This window comes from Streptomyces sp. NPDC004629 (genome assembly GCF_042873595.1).
Lineage (GTDB): Bacteria > Actinomycetota > Actinomycetes > Streptomycetales > Streptomycetaceae > Streptomyces.
On the sequence record NZ_JBIALO010000012.1, the window covers coordinates 149,457 to 170,712 of the forward strand.

General features: G+C 69.3%; 16 protein-coding genes and 1 pseudogene. 14 read left to right on the top strand and 3 right to left on the bottom strand.

The window, feature by feature from the left end:
• Positions 1-121 precede the first annotated feature (121 nt).
• The 12 genes and pseudogenes from ACFYTE_RS20215 to ACFYTE_RS20270 form a co-directional block, all read left to right on the top strand.
• Positions 122-2,773: a valine--tRNA ligase gene (locus ACFYTE_RS20215; protein ID WP_388711926.1), complete on the top strand. Its 2,652-nt coding sequence runs from the start codon at positions 122-124 to the stop codon at positions 2,771-2,773.
• A 266-nt stretch (positions 2,774-3,039) separates the two neighbouring features.
• Positions 3,040-4,554: a bifunctional folylpolyglutamate synthase/dihydrofolate synthase gene (locus tag ACFYTE_RS20220; RefSeq protein WP_388711929.1), complete on the top strand. Its 1,515-nt coding sequence runs from the start codon at positions 3,040-3,042 to the stop codon at positions 4,552-4,554.
• 7 nt (positions 4,555-4,561) lie between these two features.
• The gene (locus ACFYTE_RS20225) at positions 4,562-4,927 is read left to right on the top strand and encodes a DUF4233 domain-containing protein (RefSeq protein ID WP_388711932.1); all 366 of its coding nucleotides are present in this window, start codon (positions 4,562-4,564) and stop codon (positions 4,925-4,927) included.
• 64 nt (positions 4,928-4,991) lie between these two features.
• Positions 4,992-5,405: a nucleoside-diphosphate kinase gene (gene ndk, locus ACFYTE_RS20230; RefSeq protein WP_388711935.1), complete on the top strand. Its 414-nt coding sequence runs from the start codon at positions 4,992-4,994 to the stop codon at positions 5,403-5,405.
• A gap of 756 nt (positions 5,406-6,161) precedes the next feature.
• Positions 6,162-7,181 carry a rod shape-determining protein gene (locus ACFYTE_RS20235; protein WP_388712275.1) on the top strand — a complete coding sequence of 340 codons (1,020 nt, stop codon included), beginning with the start codon at positions 6,162-6,164 and terminating at the stop codon, positions 7,179-7,181.
• Positions 7,182-7,343: 162 nt separating this feature from the next.
• On the top strand, positions 7,344-8,381 hold the full coding sequence (gene mreC / locus ACFYTE_RS20240; protein ID WP_388711937.1) for a rod shape-determining protein MreC: 1,038 nt from the start codon (positions 7,344-7,346) through the stop codon (positions 8,379-8,381).
• 14 nt (positions 8,382-8,395) lie between these two features.
• Positions 8,396-9,073 carry a rod shape-determining protein MreD gene (gene mreD / locus ACFYTE_RS20245; RefSeq protein WP_388711940.1) on the top strand — a complete coding sequence of 226 codons (678 nt, stop codon included), beginning with the start codon at positions 8,396-8,398 and terminating at the stop codon, positions 9,071-9,073.
• An 80-nt stretch (positions 9,074-9,153) separates the two neighbouring features.
• Complete coding sequence (mrdA, locus tag ACFYTE_RS20250; protein ID WP_388711942.1) at positions 9,154-11,403, top strand: penicillin-binding protein 2; 2,250 nt, start codon at positions 9,154-9,156, stop codon at positions 11,401-11,403.
• Complete coding sequence (gene rodA, locus ACFYTE_RS20255; protein WP_388711945.1) at positions 11,400-12,599, top strand: rod shape-determining protein RodA; 1,200 nt, start codon at positions 11,400-11,402, stop codon at positions 12,597-12,599. Before mrdA ends, rodA begins: the two co-directional genes overlap by 4 nt.
• Before the next feature lie 101 nt (positions 12,600-12,700).
• The gene (locus ACFYTE_RS20260) at positions 12,701-14,215 is read left to right on the top strand and encodes a CHAD domain-containing protein (protein WP_388711948.1); all 1,515 of its coding nucleotides are present in this window, start codon (positions 12,701-12,703) and stop codon (positions 14,213-14,215) included.
• 69 nt (positions 14,216-14,284) lie between these two features.
• The gene (locus ACFYTE_RS20265; protein WP_388711951.1) at positions 14,285-16,255 is read left to right on the top strand and encodes a TIGR03960 family B12-binding radical SAM protein; all 1,971 of its coding nucleotides are present in this window, start codon (positions 14,285-14,287) and stop codon (positions 16,253-16,255) included.
• Between the two features lie 462 nt (positions 16,256-16,717).
• Positions 16,718-17,799, top strand: a pseudogene (locus tag ACFYTE_RS20270) (restriction endonuclease); the annotation flags it as partial.
• Positions 17,800-17,887: 88 nt separating this feature from the next.
• Here the strand turns inward: ACFYTE_RS20270 and fmdA are convergent.
• From fmdA to ACFYTE_RS20285, 3 genes are all read right to left on the bottom strand, one after another.
• Positions 17,888-19,138 (bottom strand): formamidase, encoded by a 1,251-nt coding sequence (gene fmdA / locus ACFYTE_RS20275; RefSeq protein ID WP_388711954.1) that lies wholly within the window; start codon positions 19,136-19,138, stop codon positions 17,888-17,890.
• Between the two features lie 27 nt (positions 19,139-19,165).
• Complete coding sequence (locus ACFYTE_RS20280) at positions 19,166-19,804, bottom strand: AmiS/UreI family transporter (RefSeq protein ID WP_388711957.1); 639 nt, start codon at positions 19,802-19,804, stop codon at positions 19,166-19,168.
• 68 nt (positions 19,805-19,872) lie between these two features.
• Entirely contained in the window at positions 19,873-20,151 is a 279-nt protein-coding gene (locus tag ACFYTE_RS20285) for an FmdB family zinc ribbon protein (RefSeq protein ID WP_388711960.1), read from the bottom strand.
• Positions 20,152-20,368: 217 nt separating this feature from the next.
• On the opposite strand from ACFYTE_RS20285, the gene crcB (ACFYTE_RS20290) reads away from it, so the two are divergent.
• The gene (gene crcB / locus ACFYTE_RS20290) at positions 20,369-20,761 is read left to right on the top strand and encodes a fluoride efflux transporter CrcB (RefSeq protein WP_388711963.1); all 393 of its coding nucleotides are present in this window, start codon (positions 20,369-20,371) and stop codon (positions 20,759-20,761) included.
• Positions 20,758-21,132, top strand: coding sequence for a fluoride efflux transporter CrcB (gene crcB, locus ACFYTE_RS20295; RefSeq protein WP_388711966.1), 375 nt, complete (start codon positions 20,758-20,760; stop codon positions 21,130-21,132). Before crcB (ACFYTE_RS20290) ends, crcB (ACFYTE_RS20295) begins: the two co-directional genes overlap by 4 nt.
• The last annotated feature ends 124 nt before the right edge of the window (positions 21,133-21,256 follow it).

A 21,256-nucleotide genomic window follows, 5' to 3' on the forward strand; every position in this document is an offset into this window, starting at 1 on the left:
AGATGCTTATGTGTTCCTGACATCCTCGCTCAGTCACACGAAGCACACCGCATCGGGGGTTGCACCGTTACGGAACAAAGGCGTTTCGGGACTGGGTCGTGACACCTCTAAACTGACCCCCGTGACCGAGAACGCTCAGCAGCAGCCACCAGCGCCCGACACCGAACTGCCGACCCAGTACGCGCCGGCCGACGTAGAGGGGCCGCTGTACGAGCGCTGGGTAGAGCGGGGTTACTTCGAGGCCGACGCGAAGAGCGACAAGCCTCCGTACACCGTCGTCATCCCGCCGCCGAACGTCACCGGCAGCCTGCACCTCGGGCACGCCTTCGAGCACACCCTCATCGACGCCCTCACGCGCCGCAAGCGCATGCAGGGCTACGAGACGCTGTGGCAGCCCGGCATGGACCACGCCGGCATCGCCACCCAGAACGTCGTCGAGCGGGAGCTGGCGAAGGAGGGCAAGTCACGGCACGACCTGGGCCGCGAGACCTTCGTCGAGCGTGTCTGGCAGTGGAAGGCCGAGTCCGGCGGGCAGATCAGCGGCCAGATGCGGCGCCTGGGCGACGGCGTCGCCTGGACCCGTGAGCGCTTCACGATGGACGAGGGCCTTTCGCAGGCCGTCCAGACCATCTTCAAGCGACTCTACGACGACGAGCTGATCTACCGCGCCGAGCGCATCATCAACTGGTGTCCCCGGTGCCTGACCGCGATCTCCGACATCGAGGTCGAGTACCAGGACGACGACGGCGAACTGGTCTCCATGAAGTACGGCGACGGGGACGACACCATCGTCGTCGCCACGACCCGGGCCGAGACCATGCTCGGCGACACCGCGGTCGCCGTCCACCCCGACGACGAGCGCTACCGCCACCTGGTCGGCAAGCTCATCAAGCTGCCGCTCACCGACCGCTCCATCCCGGTCGTCGCCGACGAGCACGTCGACCCCGAGTTCGGCACCGGCGCCGTCAAGGTCACCCCGGCCCACGACCCGAACGACTTCGAGATCGGCCAGCGGCACGACCTGCCCGCCATCACGGTCATGGACGAGCATGCCGTCATCACGGCCCCCGGCCCCTTCCAGGGCCTGGACCGCCTTGAGGCCCGCTCCGCCATTGTTGGTGCTCTGCGCGCCGACGGCCGGATCGTCGCCGAGAAGCGGCCGTACGTCCACAGCGTCGGCCACTGTTCGCGCTGCAAGACCACCATCGAGCCGCGCCTGTCCATGCAGTGGTGGGTCAAGGTCGGCCCGCTGGCGAAGGCCGCCGGTGACGCCGTCCGCGAGGGCAAGGTCACCATCCACCCGCAGGAGATGGAGAAGCGGTACTTCGACTGGGTCGACAACCTCCACGACTGGTGCATCTCGCGGCAGCTGTGGTGGGGTCACCGCATCCCGGTCTGGTACGGCCCGGACGGCGAGGTCGTCTGCGTCGGCCCCGACGAGCAGCCGCCCACCGGCGAGGGCTGGACGCAGGACACCGACGTCCTCGACACCTGGTTCTCCTCCGGCCTGTGGCCGTTCTCCACGCTGGGCTGGCCCGAACAGACCGAATCGCTCGCGAAGTTCTACCCGAACTCCGTCCTGGTCACCGGCTACGACATCCTCTTCTTCTGGGTCGCCCGGATGATGATGTTCGGCCTGTACGCGATGGACGGCACCCCGCCGTTCCACACCATCGCCCTGCACGGCATGGTCCGCGACCAGTTCGGCAAGAAGATGTCGAAGTCCTTCGGCAACGCGGTCAACCCGCTGGACTGGATGGACAAGTACGGCTCCGACGCGCTCCGCTTCACCCTCGCGCGCGGCGCCAACCCCGGCGTCGACGTGCCGATCGGCGAGGACTGGGTCCAGGGCTCGCGCAACTTCGCCAACAAGATCTGGAACGCGACCCGGTTCGCGCTGATGAACGGCGCCACGGTCGAGGGCCCGCTGCCGGACGCGTCGCGGATGTCCGCGACGGACCGCTGGATCCTCTCCCGCCTGAACTCGGTCGTCGCCGAAGTCGACGCGTACTACGACGACTTCCAGTTCGCGAAGCTCTCCGACGCGCTGTTCCACTTCGCCTGGGACGAGGTCTTCGACTGGTACGTCGAGCTGTCCAAGACCACCTTCCAGGCGGGCGGTGATGCGGCCGAGGTCAGCAAGCGCGTCCTCGGCGAGGTCCTGGACGTCACCCTCAGGCTGCTGCACCCGGTCGTCCCCTTCGTCACCGAGACCCTGTGGACGACCCTCACCGGCGGTGAGTCGGTCGTCATCGCCGACTGGCCCACGGCCGTGTCCGTTCCCGGTGCCGACGCACCGGGCGGCTTCCGGGACGCGGGCGCCGAGCGGGAGATCGAGACCCTGCAGTCCGTGATCACCGAGGTCCGCCGGTTCCGCGCCGACCAGGGCCTCCAGCCGGGCCAGCGGGTCCCGGCCCGGCTCACCCTGGACGGCACGGCGCTGGCGCCGCACGAGGCGGCCATCCGCCAGCTCCTGCGCCTCCAGCCGGAGGGCGACTCCTTCACGGCCACGGCGACCCTGCCGGTCTCTGGCGCCGAGGTCGCGCTGGACCTGTCCGGCACGATCGACGTGGCCGCCGAGCGCAAGCGGCTCGCCAAGGACCTGGCCGCCGCGGAGAAGGAACGCCAGCAGGCGCAGGCCAAGCTGGGCAACGAGGCGTTCCTGGCCAAGGCCCCGGACCACGTGATCGAAAAGATCCGCACCCGCCTGGCCAAGGCGGACGAGGACATCACCCGAATCCAGTCCCAACTGAGCAACCTCCCCCAGCCCTGACCATTCCCCCCGCGCCCCCAAAGGGGCGCGGGGAACTGCGCGACCAGCCACAACGCACCGGCACCCGAAGACGATGCCCAGCGCCCCCAAAGGGGCGCGAGGAACTGCGCGACCAGCCACAACACACCCGCACCCACAAGCCAGACCGCGCCACAACGCACCCGCACCCACAAACCAGACCGCGCCACAACGCACCCGCACACACAAGCCAGCCCCAACCACCCCCAACCGCCAAAGCCAGCGCAGCGCGTCCGTAGACTTGAGCCGTGAGCAACGCCCCGCACGAGAACGACCGGCCCGACCCCCTCGACGGCTTCGACGAGATCATCGAAGCCGAGACCTCCCGCGACCCCGACCTCGCGGTGATCGAGGCCGGCAGCCGCACCCTGCGCACACAGGGCGGCCCGGCCCAGTCCGACGCACCCGCCCGGCCGACGGACCCCGAGGTCGACAAGGCCCTGCGCGAGGTCGAGGCGGAGCTGGCCACCCGCTGGGGCGAGACCAAGCTGGAACCCTCCGTCACCCGCATCGCGGCGCTCGTCGACGTGCTGGGGGAGCCGCAGCGGGCGTACCCGTCGATCCACATCACGGGCACCAACGGCAAGACGTCCACGGCCCGCATGATCGAGGCGCTGCTCGGCGCCTTCGAGCTGCGTACCGGCCGCTACACCTCGCCGCACGTCCAGTCGATCACCGAGCGGATCAGCCTTGACGGCGCCCCGATCTCCGCCGAGCGGTTCATCGAGACGTACCGGGACATCAAGCCGTACATCGAGATGGTCGACGCCCAGCAGGAGTACCGGCTCTCCTTCTTCGAGGTGCTGACCGGCATGGCGTACGCCGCCTTCGCGGACGCGCCCGTCGACGTGGCCGTCGTCGAGGTGGGCATGGGCGGCAGCTGGGACGCGACGAACGTGATCGACGGGGATGTCGCCGTGGTCACGCCCATCGACCTGGACCACACCGACCGGCTCGGCCTCACCCACGCGGAGATCGCCGCCGAGAAGGCCGGGATCATCAAGCAGGACGCGACCGTGATCATGGCGCAGCAGCCCGTGGACGCGGCGCAGGTGCTGCTGAAGAAGGCCGTGGAGGTCGACGCGACGGTGGCCCGTGAGGGCCTGGAGTTCGGCGTTCTGGCGCGGCAGGTCGCGGTCGGCGGCCAGCTGCTGACGCTGCGCGGGCTCGGCGGCGAGTACCCGGAGGTGTACCTCCCGCTGCACGGCCCTTACCAGGCGCACAACGCGGCCGTGGCGCTGGCCGCGGTGGAGGCGTTCTTCGGCGTCGGCGCACAGCGCGCCGTGCCGCTGGAGATCGACACCGTCCGCAGGGCCTTCGCGGCCGTGTCCTCGCCGGGCCGCCTGGAGGTGGTACGGCGCTCGCCGACCGTCGTCCTGGACGCGGCGCACAACCCGGCGGGCGCGCGGGCCACGGCCGAGGCGGTCGCGGAGGCTTTCGACTTCAGCCGGCTGATCGGCGTGGTGGGCGCGAGTGGCGACAAGAACGTCCGCGGGCTGCTGGAGGCCTTCGAGCCGATCTTCGCCGAGGTCGTCGTCACCCAGAACTCCAGCCACCGTGCGATGGACGCGGACGAGTTGGCGGCGATCGCCGTGGAGGTGTTCGGGGAGGAGCGGGTCCAGGTGGAGCCGCGGCTGCCGGACGCCCTGGAGGCCGCGATCACCCTGGCCGAGGAGGAGGGCGAGTTCGCGGGCGGCGGTGTGCTGGTCACGGGCTCGGTCATCACCGTGGGCGAGGCCCGACTGCTGCTCGGAAAGGGCTGAGAGACCGATGCGTACGCTGTGCTCCTCGACCTTGATCGGCGAGGTCTTCATCATCGGGTTCGCCGGGCTCGTCGCGATGAAGGACCCGGACCTGACGACGTCGACGGTGTGGACGGTCAGCGGGATCGCGATGTTCCTGTGCGTGCTGCTGTGCGGTGTGGTGACCCGGCGTGGGGGCGTGGCGCTCGGCTGGGCGTTGCAGATCGCGCTGATCGCCTCCGGGTTCGTCGTGCCGACGATGTTCTTCCTCGGCGTGATGTTCGCGGCGCTGTGGTGGGCGTCCGTGCACTTCGGGCGGAAGATCGACGAGGCGAAGGCGAGGTTCGCGGCGCAGACCGCGCAGGCCGGGGCCTCGGGAGCTGACGCTGCGTAAGGAGGGGCCGGACACGCCCTGTAACCTCATCCCACCGCACATGTCCGCACGAAGGAGCCCTCCCGTGACTCAGCGCACCCTCGTCCTCCTCAAGCCCGACGCCGTCCGACGTGGCCTGACCGGCGAGATCATCAGCCGTATCGAACGGAAGGCCGGCTGGCGGATCACCGCGCTGGAGCTGCGCACGCTGGACCAGGACACGCTGGAGCAGCACTACGGCGAGCACAAGGGCAAGCCCTTCTACGAGCCGCTGGTCGAGTTCATGGCGTCCGGTCCCGTGGTGGCGCTGATCGTCGAGGGCGAGCGGGTGATCGAGGGGCTGCGCGCCCTGGCGGGTCCGACCGACCCGATCGCTGCGGCGCCCGGTTCGATCCGCGGGGACTACGGTGTGATCGTCCGCGAGAACCTGATCCACGCGTCGGACTCCGAGGAGTCGGCCGGCCGCGAGATCAAGATCTTCTTCCCCCACCACGCCTGACCCCACCCACGGCGCCCCGCAAGGGGCGCGGGGAACGGCGCGCTCAGCCACGACGGTGCCGCACCTGCCCCCCGCGGCATCGCTGCCCGATCGACTCCGGGCGGGGTCGGCGCCCCGCAGGGGGCGCGGGGAACGGCGTGCTCAGCCAAGACGGTGCCGCACTGGAATCACGCCTCCCACTGCCCCGCAGGGGGCGCGGGGAACGGCGTGCTCAGCCAAGACGGTGCCGCACTCGATTCACGCCTCCCACTGCCCCGCAGGGGGCGCGGGGAACGGCGTGCTCAGCCACGACGGTGCCGCACTCGATTCAGGCCCCCCACTGCCCCGCAGGGGGCGCGGGGAACAGCGCGCTCAGCCAAGACGGCGCCGCACCCGAATCACGCCCCCCACCGCCCCGCTGCCGCCGTAGGCGGGACGTCTGGGTTCGGTCAGACGGGTTGTCGTGTCCGTCGTTCGGGGAAGTTCTGCGGAAATTTCTGAGGACGCGTCAGTGGGAGCGGGCGGCAGAGCTGCGGCTGGCGTACCTTATCGGCCGCCGCTCGGCATATGCGTGGCGATCGGGGGAACGAGTGCCCCCGTTGGCCCGTCTCCACAAGCGAGGCGGCTCCGCGCATGATGACAATGGCGAAGACCCTCGCGCAGTGTTCGTGCAGGCGCGTCTACGATGGAAGCCTTCACGTCACCGCACCCACTTCGCCGACCTGAAAAGCCCTCAAAGCTCCCAGGAAGGCCAGACGAATCCTGATGGGGAACTCAATGTCGTTCATCGGCCGTGACATGGCTGTCGACCTCGGGACCGCCAACACGCTGGTGTACGTCAGGGGTCGCGGGATCGTACTCAACGAGCCGTCCGTGGTCGCGATCAACACCAACACCGGTGGCATCCTCGCGGTCGGCGCCGAAGCGAAGAAGATGATCGGGCGGACGCCGGGCAACATCGTGGCCGTGCGCCCGCTGAAGGACGGCGTCATCGCCGACTTCGAGATCACCGAGCGGATGCTCCGCTACTTCATCCTGAAGATCCACAAGCGGCGGTATCTCGCCCGGCCGCGCGTCGTCGTCTGCGTGCCCTCCGGTATCACCGGCGTCGAGCGCCGCGCCGTCATCGAGGCGTCGTCCCAGGCCGGCGCCCGCCAGGTGCACATCATCGAGGAGCCCATGGCCGCCGCCATCGGCTCCGGGCTGCCGGTCCACGAGGCCACGGGCAACATGGTGGTGGACATCGGCGGCGGCACCACGGAGGTCGCGGTCATCTCGCTCGGCGGCATCGTCACCGCCCAGTCCATCCGCGTCGCGGGCGACGAACTGGACAACGCGATCATCCAGCACATCAAGAAGGAGTACTCCCTCCTCCTCGGTGAGCGGACGGCCGAGCAGATCAAGATCACGATCGGTTCGGCGTACGACCTGGACGCCGACGAGCACACCGAAATCCGCGGCCGGGACCTCGTGTCCGGGCTGCCCAAGACGGTCGTCATCTCCGCCGCCGAGGTGCGCAGGGCCATCGAGGAGCCCGTCAACGCGATCGTCGACGCCGTCAAGACGACCCTCGACAAGTGTCCGCCGGAGCTGTCCGGCGACATCATGGACCGTGGCATCGTCCTGACCGGCGGCGGCGCCCTGCTGCGCGGCCTCGACGAGCGGCTGCGCCGGGAGACCGGCATGCCGATCCACATCGCCGAGGACCCGCTGGACAGCGTGGCGTTGGGCTCCGGCAAGTGTGTCGAGGAGTTCGAGGCGCTCCAGCAGGTTCTGGACGCCCAGCCGCGCAGATGACACAACTCTTCGATTCCGCCGTACGAGATGATCCCCTCTCGTACGGCGGATCGTTGATATAGAGGCATAAGCTCCCGCAAATGGGCCCCCAGGGTGTGCGCTTAGGGTTCGCGCTCCGAGGGGGCCACCCGAATTCCTATAGGAAGGGCACGGCCGCCGCACGTGAGGGACACGAAAGAGAGCCGGCTGGTCCTGGTGCTGCTGATCGCCATCGCGTTCGCGCTGATCACGGTGGACATCCGCGGTGGCCAGAACTCCCCGGTCGACGGTGCCCGGCAGGCCGCGGCCGCGGTCTTCGGTCCGATCGAGAACGGGGTGTCCTCGGCGGTCGATCCCGTCGGCAACGCGGTCTCCGCCATCCGCGACTCCGGCGAACGCCATGACCGGCTCGCCCGGCTGGAGAAGGAGAACGCGGCCCTCAAGGCGAAGCTCGGCAGCGACGACCGCAACCGCAGCCGCCTTCATCAGCTCGACAAGATGCTGAAGATCGCGGGTGAGGGCCAGTACGGCATCAAGGGCGCCCAGGTCATCGCGATAGGAGCGGCCCAGGGCTTCTCCTGGACCATCACCGTCGACGTCGGCGCCAACGACGGCATCAAGCGCGACATGACCGTCCTCAACGGCGATGGACTCGTGGGGCGGGTCACCACCGTCGGACCCGACACCGCCACGGTGCTGCTCGCCAGCGATCCCGACTTCACCGTCGGCACCCGTCTGGAGGGCAGCGACGAACTCGGCTTCGCCTCCGGGCAGGGCGACCGCCCGCTGCGCGTCGAACTCCTCAACGGCAAGGCGGAGGTGAAGAAGGGGGACCGGCTCGTCACCTTCGGCTCGCAGGCCGACCGGCCCTTCGTGCCCGGCGTGCCCGTCGGCGTCGTCTCCCGTGTCGATCCCTCGGGCGGCGGTCTGACCCGGACCCTGTACGTCACGCCGTACGTCGGCTTCACCAAGCTCGACATCGTCGGCGTCGTCGTCCAGGCCCCGAAGAAGGACCCGCGTGACGCGGTGCTCCCGGCCAAGCCCAAGCCGACCCCGACCCCGACGGTGACCGTCACGGTGACCCCGTCCGCGAACGTGGCCGGCGCCGGCGACCAGCAGCAGAACGACAGCAGCGACCAGCAGCAGAACGACAGCACCGGCCGGCAGCAGGACGGCAGCACCGATCAGCCGCAGACCGACACGACCGATCAGCAGCAGTAGGAGCTGAATCCCCCATGCGCGTCAACCGGATCCTGCTCTCCACCACCCTGGTCGTGGTCGCCCTGGTCCTCCAGGTGAGCGTCCTCTCCCGCCTGCATCTGCCGGGCGCCGTCCCCGATCTGCTGCTGCTCACCGTCCTCGGCCTGGCCCTGGTGTACGGCCATGTCGGCGGCGCCCTCGTCGGCTTCGGCGCGGGCCTGCTCGCCGACCTCGCGCCGCCCGCCGACCACGCCGCCGGCCGCTACGCCCTGGTGCTGTGCGTCATCGGCTACCTCGCCGGGCTCGCCAAACCCGACTACGGCCGGCTCAAGTCGGCCACCGGTTCCATGCTCGTGGTGGTCGCCGCCGCGATCGGCTCGACCCTGCTGTACGCGGGCGTCGGCGCCCTCGTCGGCGACACCGCCGCCCGCCATGTCGGCCTCGGCGGACTGCTGTTCACCGCCGCCCTGTACGACCTGCTGCTGGCGCCGTTCGTGGTGCCCGGGATCATGGCCCTGGCCCGCCGCGCCGAGAACGACCCGCTCGCCGAGAGCGGTTCGGCGGCCAAGGGCACGGACATCTCCTCCGGCTGGCTCTCCTCCGGCACGGGGCTGCGCATCGGCGGCCAGCGCGGCGGCCTCGGCGGTCTGAAGGCCAAGGCCCGCATCCGCGGCACGCGCGTCGGCCGCATCAAGGGGGTCAAGAGGCTGTGAGACCACGGCAGTTCACCACGGGCGCACACAGCTTCATCGGATATGACACAGACACACACTGAGAGGGGGCAGCAAGCACAGTGACCAACATCCCCGAGACCGGGCGGACCCCACGGGTTCAGATCCGGCTCGTCGTCATCCAGATCCTCGTCCTCTCCCTGCTCGGCACCCTCGGTGGCCGGCTGTGGTACCTGCAGATCCGCGAGGGCGCCGCCTACCAGAAGGAGGCGTCCGGCAACCACGTCCAGCAGGTCGTGGCGCCCGCCGTACGCGGCGCGATCCTGGACGCGCGCGGCGTGCCGCTCGCCGACAACGAGACCCGGCTGGTCGTCTCCGCCTCCCGTACCGAACTGCTCAAGCAGAAGGACGACGGCAAAGCGGTCCTCACCAAGCTGGCCGGTGTCCTCGGCATGTCCCCCGAGGAGGTCATGCTGAAGGTCCGGCTGTGCGACGCCAAGACCCCGCAGCCGTGCTGGAACGGCTCGCCGTACCAGCCGATCCCGATCACCGACGAGGCCACCCCCAAGCAGGCCCTGCAGATCCGCGAGCGCTCCGAGGACTTCCCCGGCATCACCGCCGAACCGGAGGCCGTGCGCCGCTACCCGGGCCCCGGCAAGGCCAACACCGCCCAGGTGCTCGGCTACCTCTCGCCGGTCACCGACGACGAGATCCAGCAGGCCAAGGACAGCGACTCGCCGTATCTGCGCTCCGACATGGTCGGCCGCAGCGGTCTGGAGCGCCAGTACGACAAGGAGTTGCGCGGCAAGGCCGGCGTCACCCGCTACGAGGTCGACAACCTCGGCCGTGTCATCGGCCAGGCCGAGTCCGACGCCGCCGAACCCGGTGCCAACCTGGTCACCAGCATCGACTCCCGGGTGCAGCGCGTCGCCGAGTTCGAACTGGACAAGGCGATGAAGACGGCCCGTCAGCAGTTCGACAAGATCACCGGGACGAACTACAAGGCGGACTCCGGTGCCGTCGTCGTCATGGAGGCCAAGACCGGCCGGGTCGTCGCCATGGCCTCCGCGCCGACGTACGACCCGAACGCGTGGGTCGGCGGCATCTCCGCCAAGGACTACCAGGCCCTCACCGGGAAGAACTCCGACTACCCGCTGCTCAACAGGGCCATACAGGGTCAGTCCGCGCCCGGTTCGACGTTCAAGGTGGTCTCCACGGCCGCCGCGGTCGAGGCCGGCTACGTCTGGGACGGCGGGTACCCCTGCACCAGCTCCTACGCGGTCGGCAACCAGGTCTTCAAGAACTTCGAGGGCGAGAACTTCGGACCCATCTCGCTCGGCCGGGCCCTTGAGGTTTCCTGCGACACCGTCTTCTACGGCCTCGCCCACAACGAGTGGAAGAAGGACGGCGGCATCAACCCGAAGAAGGGCCAGCCCAAGGACTACTTCTTCAAGGCCGCCCACCAGTTCGGCCTCGGCAAGGAGACCGGCATCGACCTGCCCAACGAGGTCACCGGCCGCGTCCCCGACCGCCAGTGGAAGCAGGCGTACTGGGAGGCCAACAAGGACGCCTGGTGCAAGAGCGGCAAGAAGGACGGCTCCTACGTCGAGAAGATCGCCTACGAGAACTGCCTCGAAGGCAACCAGATGCGCGCCGGTGACGAGATCAACTACTCCATCGGGCAGGGCGACACCCTCGTCACCCCGATCCAGGAGGCCGTGATCTACGGCGCCCTCGCCAACGGCGGCACCATGTACACGCCGACCCTGGGCAAGGCGGTCATCAGCGCCGACGGCAAGACCGTCCAGGAGATCAAGCCCAAGGCGCACGGCAAGCTGCCCATCAACCAGGCCGCGCTCAAGGGCATGGACGACGCCCTCGCCGGCGTGGTCACCCGCGGCACCGCCGCCTGGAAGTTCGGCGGCTGGCCGCAGAACAAGATCCCGCTGCACGCCAAGACCGGCACCGCCGAGGTCTACGGCAAACAGACCACGTCCTGGCTCGCCACGTACTCCAAGGACTACACGGTCATCATGACCATCGCCCAGGCCGGTACCGGTTCCGGGGCCTCCGGTGAGGCCGTGCGCAACATCTACAACGCGATGTACGGCGTCCAGGCGGACGGCTCCATCGACAACAAGAAGGCGCTGCTGCCCGCCCCGCAGAAGGGCCTGCCGAAGGTCCGCACGGACGGCACGATCACCTCCCCGAAGATCTCCGACGACCCGGTCAAGGACGTGCTGACCTCCCCGTCGCCGTCGACGTCCGCGGACGGCACACCGCCCGCGGCGACCACCTCGCCCGGCACGGGCAACAGCAACACCCGCAGACGGCGGCCACACCGCCGGGGCAGCCGGAGGATGCTCACATGACCGGCGCGAACAGTTTCTCCGTCTCCGGGTACGGCCCCGAGCGGGCCGGCTGGACCCGCCTCTTCGCCCGCGACTCACTGGCCCGCCGCCTCGACTGGCCGATACTGCTCGCCGCCCTCGCCCTGTCCCTGCTGGGCTCCCTGCTGGTCTACTCCGCGACCCGCAACCGCACCGAGATCAACCAGGGCGACCCGTACTACTTCCTCATCCGCCACCTCATGAACACCGGCATCGGGTTCGGCCTGATGATCGGCACCGTCTGGCTCGGCCACCGCGCCCTGCGCAACGCCGTACCGATCCTGTACGGCCTCTCGCTCCTCGGCGTGCTGCTGGTGCTCACCCCGCTCGGCTCCACGGTCAACGGCGCCCACTCGTGGATCGTGCTCGGCGGCGGCTTCTCCCTCCAGCCGTCCGAGTTCGTGAAGGTCACGATCATCCTGGGCATGGCCATGCTGCTCGCCACCCGGGTCGACGCGGGCGACAAGAAGCACCCCGACCACCGCACGGTCCTACAGGCCCTGGGGCTGGCCGCCGTACCGATCCTGGTCGTGCTGCTCATGCCCGACCTCGGCTCGGTCATGGTCATGGTCATCATCGTCCTTGGCGTGCTGCTCGCCTCCGGCGCGTCCAACCGCTGGATCTTCGGCCTGATCGCGGCGGGCGCCTTCGGCGCGATCGCCGTGTGGCAGCTGCACATCCTGGACGACTACCAGATCAACCGGTTCGCCGCCTTCGCCAACCCGAGCCTCGACCCGTCCGGCGTCGGCTACAACACCAACCAGGCCCGGATCGCCATCGGTTCGGGCGGACTGACCGGCGCCGGGCTGTTCCACGGCTCGCAGACCACCGGCCAGTTCGTCCCGGAACAGCAGACGGACTTCGTCTTCACGGTCGCCGGCGAGGAACTGGGATTCGTCGGCGCGGGCCTGATCATCCTCCTGCTCGGCGTGGTCCTGTGGCGGGCCTGCCGGATCGCCCGCGAGACGACCGAGCTGTACGGCACCATCGTCGCCGCCGGGATCGTCGCCTGGTTCGCCTTCCAGGCCTTCGAGAACATCGGCATGACCCTCGGCATCATGCCGGTCACCGGACTGCCCCTGCCGTTCGTCTCCTACGGCGGCACATCGATGTTCGCGGTGTGGGTGGCGGTGGGGCTGTTGCAGTCGATCCGGGTGCAACGCCCGATGTCCGCCTGAGGCCGGCCGACGGGGTTCACCCGGGTGACGGCGGGAGTCTTCCCGCCCTTCACCCGGGTCTGACCCTGCCGTCCCGGCCCGGCTGCCACTAGATTCGGTCCATGGCGGATGCGAAGCGTGAGATCGAGCGCAAGTACGAAGCCGACGAGAGCGGCCTGCCCGACCTGACCGGCGTCGCCGGGGTGGCGGACATCCTGGACAGGGGCGTCGTCCAGCTCGACGCCACCTACTACGACACCGCCGACGAGCGCCTGGCCGCGCACGCCGTCACCCTGCGCCGCCGCACCGGCGGCACCGACGCCGGCTGGCACCTCAAGCTCCCGGTCGCCCCCGGCGTCCGCGACGAGATCCAGGCCCCGCTCTCCGACCGCCTCCCCGGCACCCTCGCCGCCCTCACCCGCTCCCGGACCCGCGACGCCGCACTGATCCCCGTCGTCCGGCTGCGCTCCGCCCGCGACCTGCGCCACCTCGTCGACGCCGACGGCACACTCCTCGCCGAGGTCAGCGTGGACGCCGTCACCGCCGAACGGCTCACCGGCCACGGCGGCACCGCCCAGTGGACCGAGATCGAGGTGGAACTCGCCGAAGGAACCGCCCCCGGCTTCCTCGACAAGGTGGACAAGCGGCTGCGCAAGGCGGGCGTACGGCCCTCCGCGTCCCCGTCCAAGCTGGCCCGTGCCCTCGCCGACACCGCCCCGCCGGACGGCACGGGCCACCCCGAACGCCCCAAGACACCCGCCGAACCCGTCACCGCGGGCGACCACGTCCTCGCCTACGTCCGCGCCCAGCGCGACGCGATCATCGAACTCGACCCGGCCGTACGGCGCGACGAGTACGACTCCGTGCACCGCATGCGCGTCGCCACCCGCCGGATGCGCAGCGCCCTCCGCTGCTACGGCACGGTCCTCGACCGCACCGTCACCGACCCCGTCGGCGACGAGCTGAAGTGGCTCGCCGCCGAACTGGGCGTGGACCGCGACCGCGAAGTCCTCACCGAACGCATCACCGCGGCCCTCGGCGAGCTGCCCCGCACCCTCGTCTCAGGACCCGTCCGCGCCCGGCTGCGCACCTGGGCGAAGGCCCGCCGCGGCGGATCGCGCCGCCGGCTCGCCGGCGTCCTGGACTCCCGGCGCTATCTGACCCTGCTCGACACCCTCGACGCCCTGGTCGCCGAGCCCCCGCTGCTCCCGGCCGCGGCCGGGAAGCCGAAAAAGGTGATCGCCAAGGCCGTACGCAAGGAATTCGGCAAGGTCTCGGCGCTGATCGAACAGGCGATCGACATCCCGTCCAGCCGCGAACGCGACGTGGCGATCCACGAGGCCCGCAAGAAGTCCAAGCGGACCCGGTACGCCGCTGAGGCCGCCACCCCGGTGCTCGGCGACCCGGCCGCCGACCTCGCCCAGGCCATGAAGTCCCTGCAGACCCTGCTCGGCGACCACCAGGACAGCGTCATGGCCCGCCAGGCGCTGCGTGAGCTGTCCGCCGTCGCCCACGCGGCCGGGGAGAACACATTCACCTACGGGGTGCTGTACGGGCGCGAGGAGCAGCGGGCCGCGGCGGTGGAGGCCGGCCTGCCCGAAGCCTGGCAGCAGGCCGCGTCCCGGGCGCCCGGCTGAGCGTACGGGGGAGGCCCCCGAGCGGGTTAGGCTTGGTGGTCACCCTGTCAGCTCACGAAGGTTCGCGAGATGCCTGCCGAAGCCGCCGAGGCCGCGGAATCCGTCTTCCCACAGCTCGAAGCTCTGCTCCCGCATGTGCAGAAGCCGATCCAGTACGTCGGCGGGGAGCTCAACTCCACGGTCAAGCCGTGGGACTCCTGTGACGTCCGCTGGGCGCTCATGTACCCGGACGCGTACGAGGTCGGCCTGCCCAACCAGGGCGTCATGATCCTCTACGAGGTCCTCAACGAGCAGGACGGCGTCCTCGCCGAGCGCACCTACAGCGTCTGGCCGGACCTGGAGGCGCTGATGCGTGAGCACGGCGTACCGCAGTTCACGGTGGACAGCCACCGCCCGGTCCGCGCGTTCGACGTGTTCGGCCTGTCCTTCTCCACGGAGCTGGGCTACACGAACATGCTGACGGCCCTGGAACTGGCCGGGATCCCGCTGGAGTCACGCGAGCGCACGGCCGACGACCCGATCGTGCTGGCCGGCGGCCACGCGGCCTTCAACCCGGAGCCGATCGCCGACTTCATCGACGCGGCCGTGATCGGCGACGGCGAACAGGCCGTGCTCGACATGACCCGGATCATCCGCGAGTGGAAGGCCGAGGGCCGCCCCGGCGGCCGCGAGGAGGTCCTGTTCCGGCTCGCGAGGACGGGCGGGGTGTACGTGCCGGCGTTCTACGACGTCGAATACCTCCCCGACGGCCGTATCGCCCGAGTGGTCCCCAACAAGTCGGGCGTCCCGTGGCGCGTCTCCAAGCACACGGTGATGGACCTCGACGAGTGGCCCTACCCCAAGCAGCCGCTGGTGCCGCTCGCGGAGACGGTCCACGAACGCATGTCGGTGGAGATCTTCCGCGGCTGCACGCGCGGCTGCCGCTTCTGCCAGGCCGGCATGATCACCCGCCCGGTGCGCGAGCGCTCCATCACCGGCATCGGCGAGATGGTCGACAAGGGCCTGACGGCGACGGGCTTCGAGGAGGTCGGACTGCTGTCGCTGTCGTCGGCCGACCACTCGGAGATCGGTGACATCGCCAAGGGCCTGGCCGACCGCTACACGGACGACAAGATCGGTCTGTCCCTGCCCTCCACCCGCGTGGACGCGTTCAACATCGACCTGGCGAACGAGCTGACCCGCAACGGCCGCCGCTCCGGCCTGACCTTCGCCCCGGAGGGCGGCTCGGAACGCATCCGCAAGGTCATCAACAAGATGGTCTCGGAGGAGGACCTGATCCGTACGGTGGCGACGGCCTACGGCAACGGCTGGCGCCAGGTGAAGCTGTACTTCATGTGCGGCCTGCCGACCGAGACCGACGAGGACGTCCTCCAGATCGCCGACATGGCGACCCACGTCATCCAGAAGGGCCGCGAGGTCTCCGGCTCCAACGACATCCGCTGCACGGTCTCGATCGGCGGCTTCGTCCCCAAGCCGCACACGCCCTTCCAGTGGGCCCCGCAGCTGTCGGCCGAGGAGACGGACGCACGCCTGGAGAAACTGCGGAACAAGATCCGCGGCGACAAGAAGTACGGCCGCTCGATCGGCTTCCGCTACCACGACGGCAAGCCCGGCATCGTCGAGGGCCTGCTCTCCCGCGGCGACCGCCGCATCGGCGCGGTGATCCGCGCGGTCTACGAGGACGGCGGCCGCTTCGACGGCTGGCGCGAGCACTTCTCCTACGACCGCTGGATGGCCTGCGCCGACAAGGCCCTGGCCCCGTTCGGCGTCGACGTCGACTGGTACACCACCCGCGAGCGCACCTACGAGGAAGTCCTCCCCTGGGACCACCTCGACTCGGGCCTCGACAAGGACTGGCTCTGGGAGGACTGGCAGGACGCCCTGGACGAAACAGAGGTAGAAGACTGCCGCTGGACCCCTTGCTTCGACTGCGGCGTGTGCCCGCAGATGGACACGTGGCCACAAGTAAGCAACAGCGGCAAGAAGTTGCTACCGCTGACGGTCAAGAAGGACGCTGCGACCAGCGGACACGCTCACTGACGTGAGTGAGGCGTTGCGACGCATCGTCGCCGCCTTGGCGGACGGCAGTGAGGAAGACAGAGCGGCCGTGAGAGGTGGAGCGGGTCTGAGCCTGGGAGGGGTTTCCTCTGAGCGACGTCACGGCGGAACCCCAACGGCACACGCGCGGCCGGTCTACGAGCGAGACGGCATGAGCGACTCGCCGGTGTTGTGGTGGATGCCCTGCGCGGGCCTCAAGTTGGACGCAGGCGTACCTGGCTCTCACACCCTGGGCGTCGTGATCGATGTGCGGCGGGCGGGCGACCACCTGCTCACACGGCCGGTCTTCATACCTACTGAAGCGGTGGACGGCTCGGCAATGGATGAACTCCCACATCCAAATCGGCCCGACCGGCAAGAAGTTGGGCGCACTGCTGATTCCAGTTGCCCTTGGCAAGTTGATATCCAGGACGGCGATTGCTGGATAAAGTCGGTTTGTGGCGCATGAGTCGTCGCTCTGCTGGTTTCGTCAACACTTGGGCTGAAGCGCAGCGCCAGTACCAGCGGCAGATCGAAGCCGAGCAAAGGCGACGCCGAGAGGAAGCCCGGCAGGCACGGGACTATCAACGTCGGGCCGCTCAGGGGCACCGGGAGTATCGGCAGGCGGAGGCCAGGCGGCGTACCGAAGAGCTGGATGCGCAGGTCGCCACCTTGCGGGGGCTTTTGACCGCGGGATGCCAGGCGTCGGCCTTCACGGCGTCATCCCTGATGCGTGTGGAAGACATTCCGCCGTTCGACCCCGGCCGGCTCGCATGGCCCGTGCGCATGCCGGATCCGAACCAGTACCAGGCACAGGGCGGCTGGACGGCCAACCGGCGTGCCCAGGCGCAGGCTGAGGTGCGATCCCGCTTTGAGCGCGCCTGGTACGCGGCACAGGCTGCAGAGGCGCAGCGACAGCAGCAGTTAGCCGCCGCCCAGCGCGATTAGCCGCCGCCCAGCGCGACTACGACCAGCGGGCCGAGGCGCAGCGAGCCGAGGTCCGTCGACACAACGCCGGCATCACCGAGGCCACCGCGGGCGTCCGGCGGGGCGACCCCGAATCCGTGGTCGAGTACTTCTCGGCTGCCCTGTACTCGTCCACTGCCTGGCCCGAAGGATTTCCCCGGCAGGTGGTGGCGGCCTTCGATTCGGCGGCGCGGCAGTTGGTACTGGACTGGGAGCTGCCTGGCTACGACGTGGTTCCGGAAGCCAAATCGGTGAGGTACGTGCCGGCCCAGGACCAGGACAAGGAAACGGTGCGTCCTGTGACGCAGCGCCGTGCGCTGTACCGGGAGGTGCTGGCGCAGAGTGTGCTGTTGGTCCTGCACCAGCTCTTCGCGGCGGACGAGTACGGCATCCTCGACTCAGCCGCGCTGAACGGCTTCGTGGATGCCCACGATCCTGCGACAGGCAGGCGGGCGCATATCTTCCTGGCGACCGTCATGGCCCAGCGCGCGGCCTTCACGGACCTGCATCTGGAACAGGTGGATGCGACGAGCTGCCTGACGGGGGCGCTACGGGGACAGCTCACGACCCGGCCCGTCCAGGATTACGGCATCGAAGTGGAGTAATGGCACTGGCATCGCACTGAGACGGGGTGGCCCCGCAGGGTGGGCTGCGGGGCCGGGGTGGGGGTCAGGCGCTGGTGAGGGCGCATTGGCCGCGGTCGGCCTTGGTCGGGCCCGCGGCGGTGGGACGGACGTCGAAGTCGAACATGGCCGTGGGCACATACAGCGAGCAGCATGCGTTGGGGATGTCGACGATGCCGCTGATGCGTCCCTCGACGGGTGCGGAGCCGAGCAGCAGGTAGGCCTGTTCGCCGCTGTAGCCGAACCTCTTGAAGTACTCGACCGCGTTGAGGCAGGCCCGCCGGTAGGCCAGCGTGGCGTCCATGTAGTAGTTGGTGTCCGTGTCGTGGTCGACCGAGACCCCGATGAAACTCATGAACTCCGTGTAGCGCGGCTCGACGTTGCCGGGCATGAACACCGGGTTGGTGGTGATGCCGTACGCTTCCATGCCGCCCTTGATCAGGTCGATGTGGAAGTCGATGTAGCCGCCCATCTCGACGGCGCCGCAGAAGGTGATCTCTCCGTCGCCCTGGCTGAAGTGCAGGTCGCCCGCGGAGAGTTTGGCGTCCTGGACGTACACGGGGAAGAAGGCCCGCGAACCCCGGGTCATGTTCTTGATGTCCTGGTTGCCGCCGTTCTCGCGGGCCGGCACCGTGCGTGCGCCTTGCTCGGCGATGCGGGTGGCGAGGTCCCCGGTGGCCGTTCCGGCGAGCGCGTGGTTGGCGTCGGGAACCAGGGCGAGGGGCGGGACCCGGTTCGGGTCGGTGTCGATCAGCGCCTTCTCGCGGGCGTTCCAGCGGTCGAGCATTTCGGCCGACGGCGCCGTCCCGAACAGACCGGGGTGGGTGATCCCGGTGTAGCGGATGCCGGGCAGGTGGCGGGAGACCGCCTGTTGGCCGTGGAAGTTCCAGATGGCCTTGTAGGAGTCCGGGAAGTAGTCGGTCAGGAACCCTCCGCCGTTGGCCTTGGCGAAGATGCCGGTGTAGCCCCAGCCCTGGCCGGCCGCGCCCCCGCGCTGCTGCGGCACGGGACCGAGGTCGAGGATGTCGACGACGAGCAGGTCGCCGGGTTCGGCCCCTTCCACGCCGATCGGCCCGCTGAGCATGTGGGGGATGGTCAGGTCGATGTCGCGTACGTCGTTGGCGGAGTCGTTGTCGCCGATCTGGCAGTCGGTCCAGTCACGGCACTCGACGCGGAATTCCGCTCCTGGCTTGACCATGGTGACGTTGGGGACGTCGGGATGCCACCTGTTGTGACCCGGTACGTCCTGCTCGCGCATGGATTTGCTCTGGTCGACGGTGAAGAGAACTTCAGGCATGGCAATTCCTCATTGCTTCTGGTCCGGTCATGTGGATGTGCTCGACTCGGTCGTCGAAGCGGCGGAGGTCGGACGGTTCCGGGTATTCCGGGTGAGCGGCCACAGCGCCCCGAACACCACGACCGCGAAGGCACCCAGCGCGATGGCGATCTCGTCGGGGTGTTTCCAGTAGCCGGAGAGCAGCAGAGCGGCGGGGATCACGCCCGTCACCCAGCCCTCGATCGCCGTGACCCAGCCCGTATAGGCGGTGAGCCTTTCCTTCTTGAGACCGAGCAGCAAGAAGAACAGGAACCACAGGAACGCCCAGTAGAGCCAGATGACTCCGAACGGGTTGTCCTTCACGAGCCGGAAATTGACGAACGAATATCCAAGGGCGGTGATGGCCACGAAGAGCGAGTAATAGCCGACCCCGGTGGTGTCAAGGCCGGCCAGCAGGCCGATGCCCACATAGAGGTAGGTGAAGCCGAACAGATAGAGGCCGGACGCCGCCAGTATCTTCTTGGGGTCGTTGTCGGCTACGAAGATGAGGTAGGTCGGCGTCAGGACCTGGAGCGCGCCCACGAAGAGGTTGAACACCGCCCCGGAGCGGGCTTCGACCTTTCCGAGCAGAAGCAGCCCGTTGATGTAGAGCACCGCCCCGACGAAGAGCAGTCCCACGTTCGCCACGGGGAGGCACCTCCTAAGCCAGCGTGGGCAGCGGAGTCATGAGACGTTCCGCTCGTCGGCCACCGCCCTCAGGGGCGCGGCAACCGCGGCAGCGAGGGGTGCGTACGAGGGCGCACCCCCGTGCCCGGCGGGAGTTCGGAGACCACCGCCGGGGCCTCACGGGACTGCTCCTCCCGGGCCCGCAGGGCAGCGGCCGCATTCGACGTCCGCGAAAGGCCGGGGGAGGAGAACACACGTCTCGCTTCGCCCGCGCATTCAGGGCATCCATGGGCTTTGGGCGCCGTTCCGATGGCCAGCTTCACATCGAATGGCCCGCACCGGCTGCACAGATACTCGTAGGTTGCCATCAGCAGCCTCCGGGAGCAGTTTTCCCTCTTCCAGGAGACGTCCGGCAATTCCGTGTGTCAAATCCGCGCGCCGCGGCTCCCGTCGGCCGGTGCCGTACGATTCACGGGCGGAGTGGCAGCAGGCCAGAACGTGCGCGCCGTGCCCGATCGGCCGCCGGAAGGGTCCGCAGTGGAAGTGGCTCGTCAGCGCCGGAACGCGCCCCACGGACATGCCCAGGTGCTGACCGTGATCGCCGTGGGCGGGGCGATCGGCGCCTGTGCCCGGTATGCGGCGGCGCTGCTGTGGCCGACCGGGGCGGCCGGTTTCCCCTGGACGACGCTGGGCGTGAACGCCGTCGGATGTCTCGTCATCGGTGTCTTCCTGGTGGCGATCACCGAGGGTTGGACCGCGCACCCGTTGCTGCGCCCGTTCTTCGGCACCGGGGTCCTCGGCGGTTTCACGACCTTCTCGACGTACTGCGCCGACATCGAGCGCCTGGTGCGCGAGGACCGGGTCGGCCTTGCGCTGGGATACCTGGTGGCGACCGTCGTGCTGGCGCTCGTGGCCGTGCGGATCGGCGCGGTCGCCGCCCGCCGGTTCGCCCTGGCGAGGAGGCGACCGCGCCGATGAGGTTTCTGCTCGTCGCGCTCGGCGGCGCCGTCGGCGCCCCCTTGCGGTACCTGATCGACCGGGCCGTCGAGGCCCGCCACGACACCGCCTTCCCGTGGGGCACCTTCGCCGCCAACGCGGCCGGGTCGGCGATCCTGGGCGCGCTGACCGGGGCGGCCCTGGCCACCGCCGTCCCGCAGGAGGTGCGACTCCTCCTCGGCACCGGCCTGTGCGGCGCCCTGACCACGTACTCCACGTTCTCGTACGAGACGCTGCGGCTGGCCGAGGCCGGTTCGCGGTTTCTCGCGGCGGCCAATGTGATCGTCTCCATCCTCGCGGGACTCGGGTCGGTCTACCTGGGCGTGGCCCTTGCCGAGGCCGTATTCCGATAGCCGGAAGATCAAATCCTTGGCCGGGAAGATCCAGAAATCCCGGGCCGCGGTAAGCCCAATGCCCGTTGTGAGCCGATTCACCAGGAATCTACTGGACGTGCGCGGCCCAAGCCTTTAGCTTCGT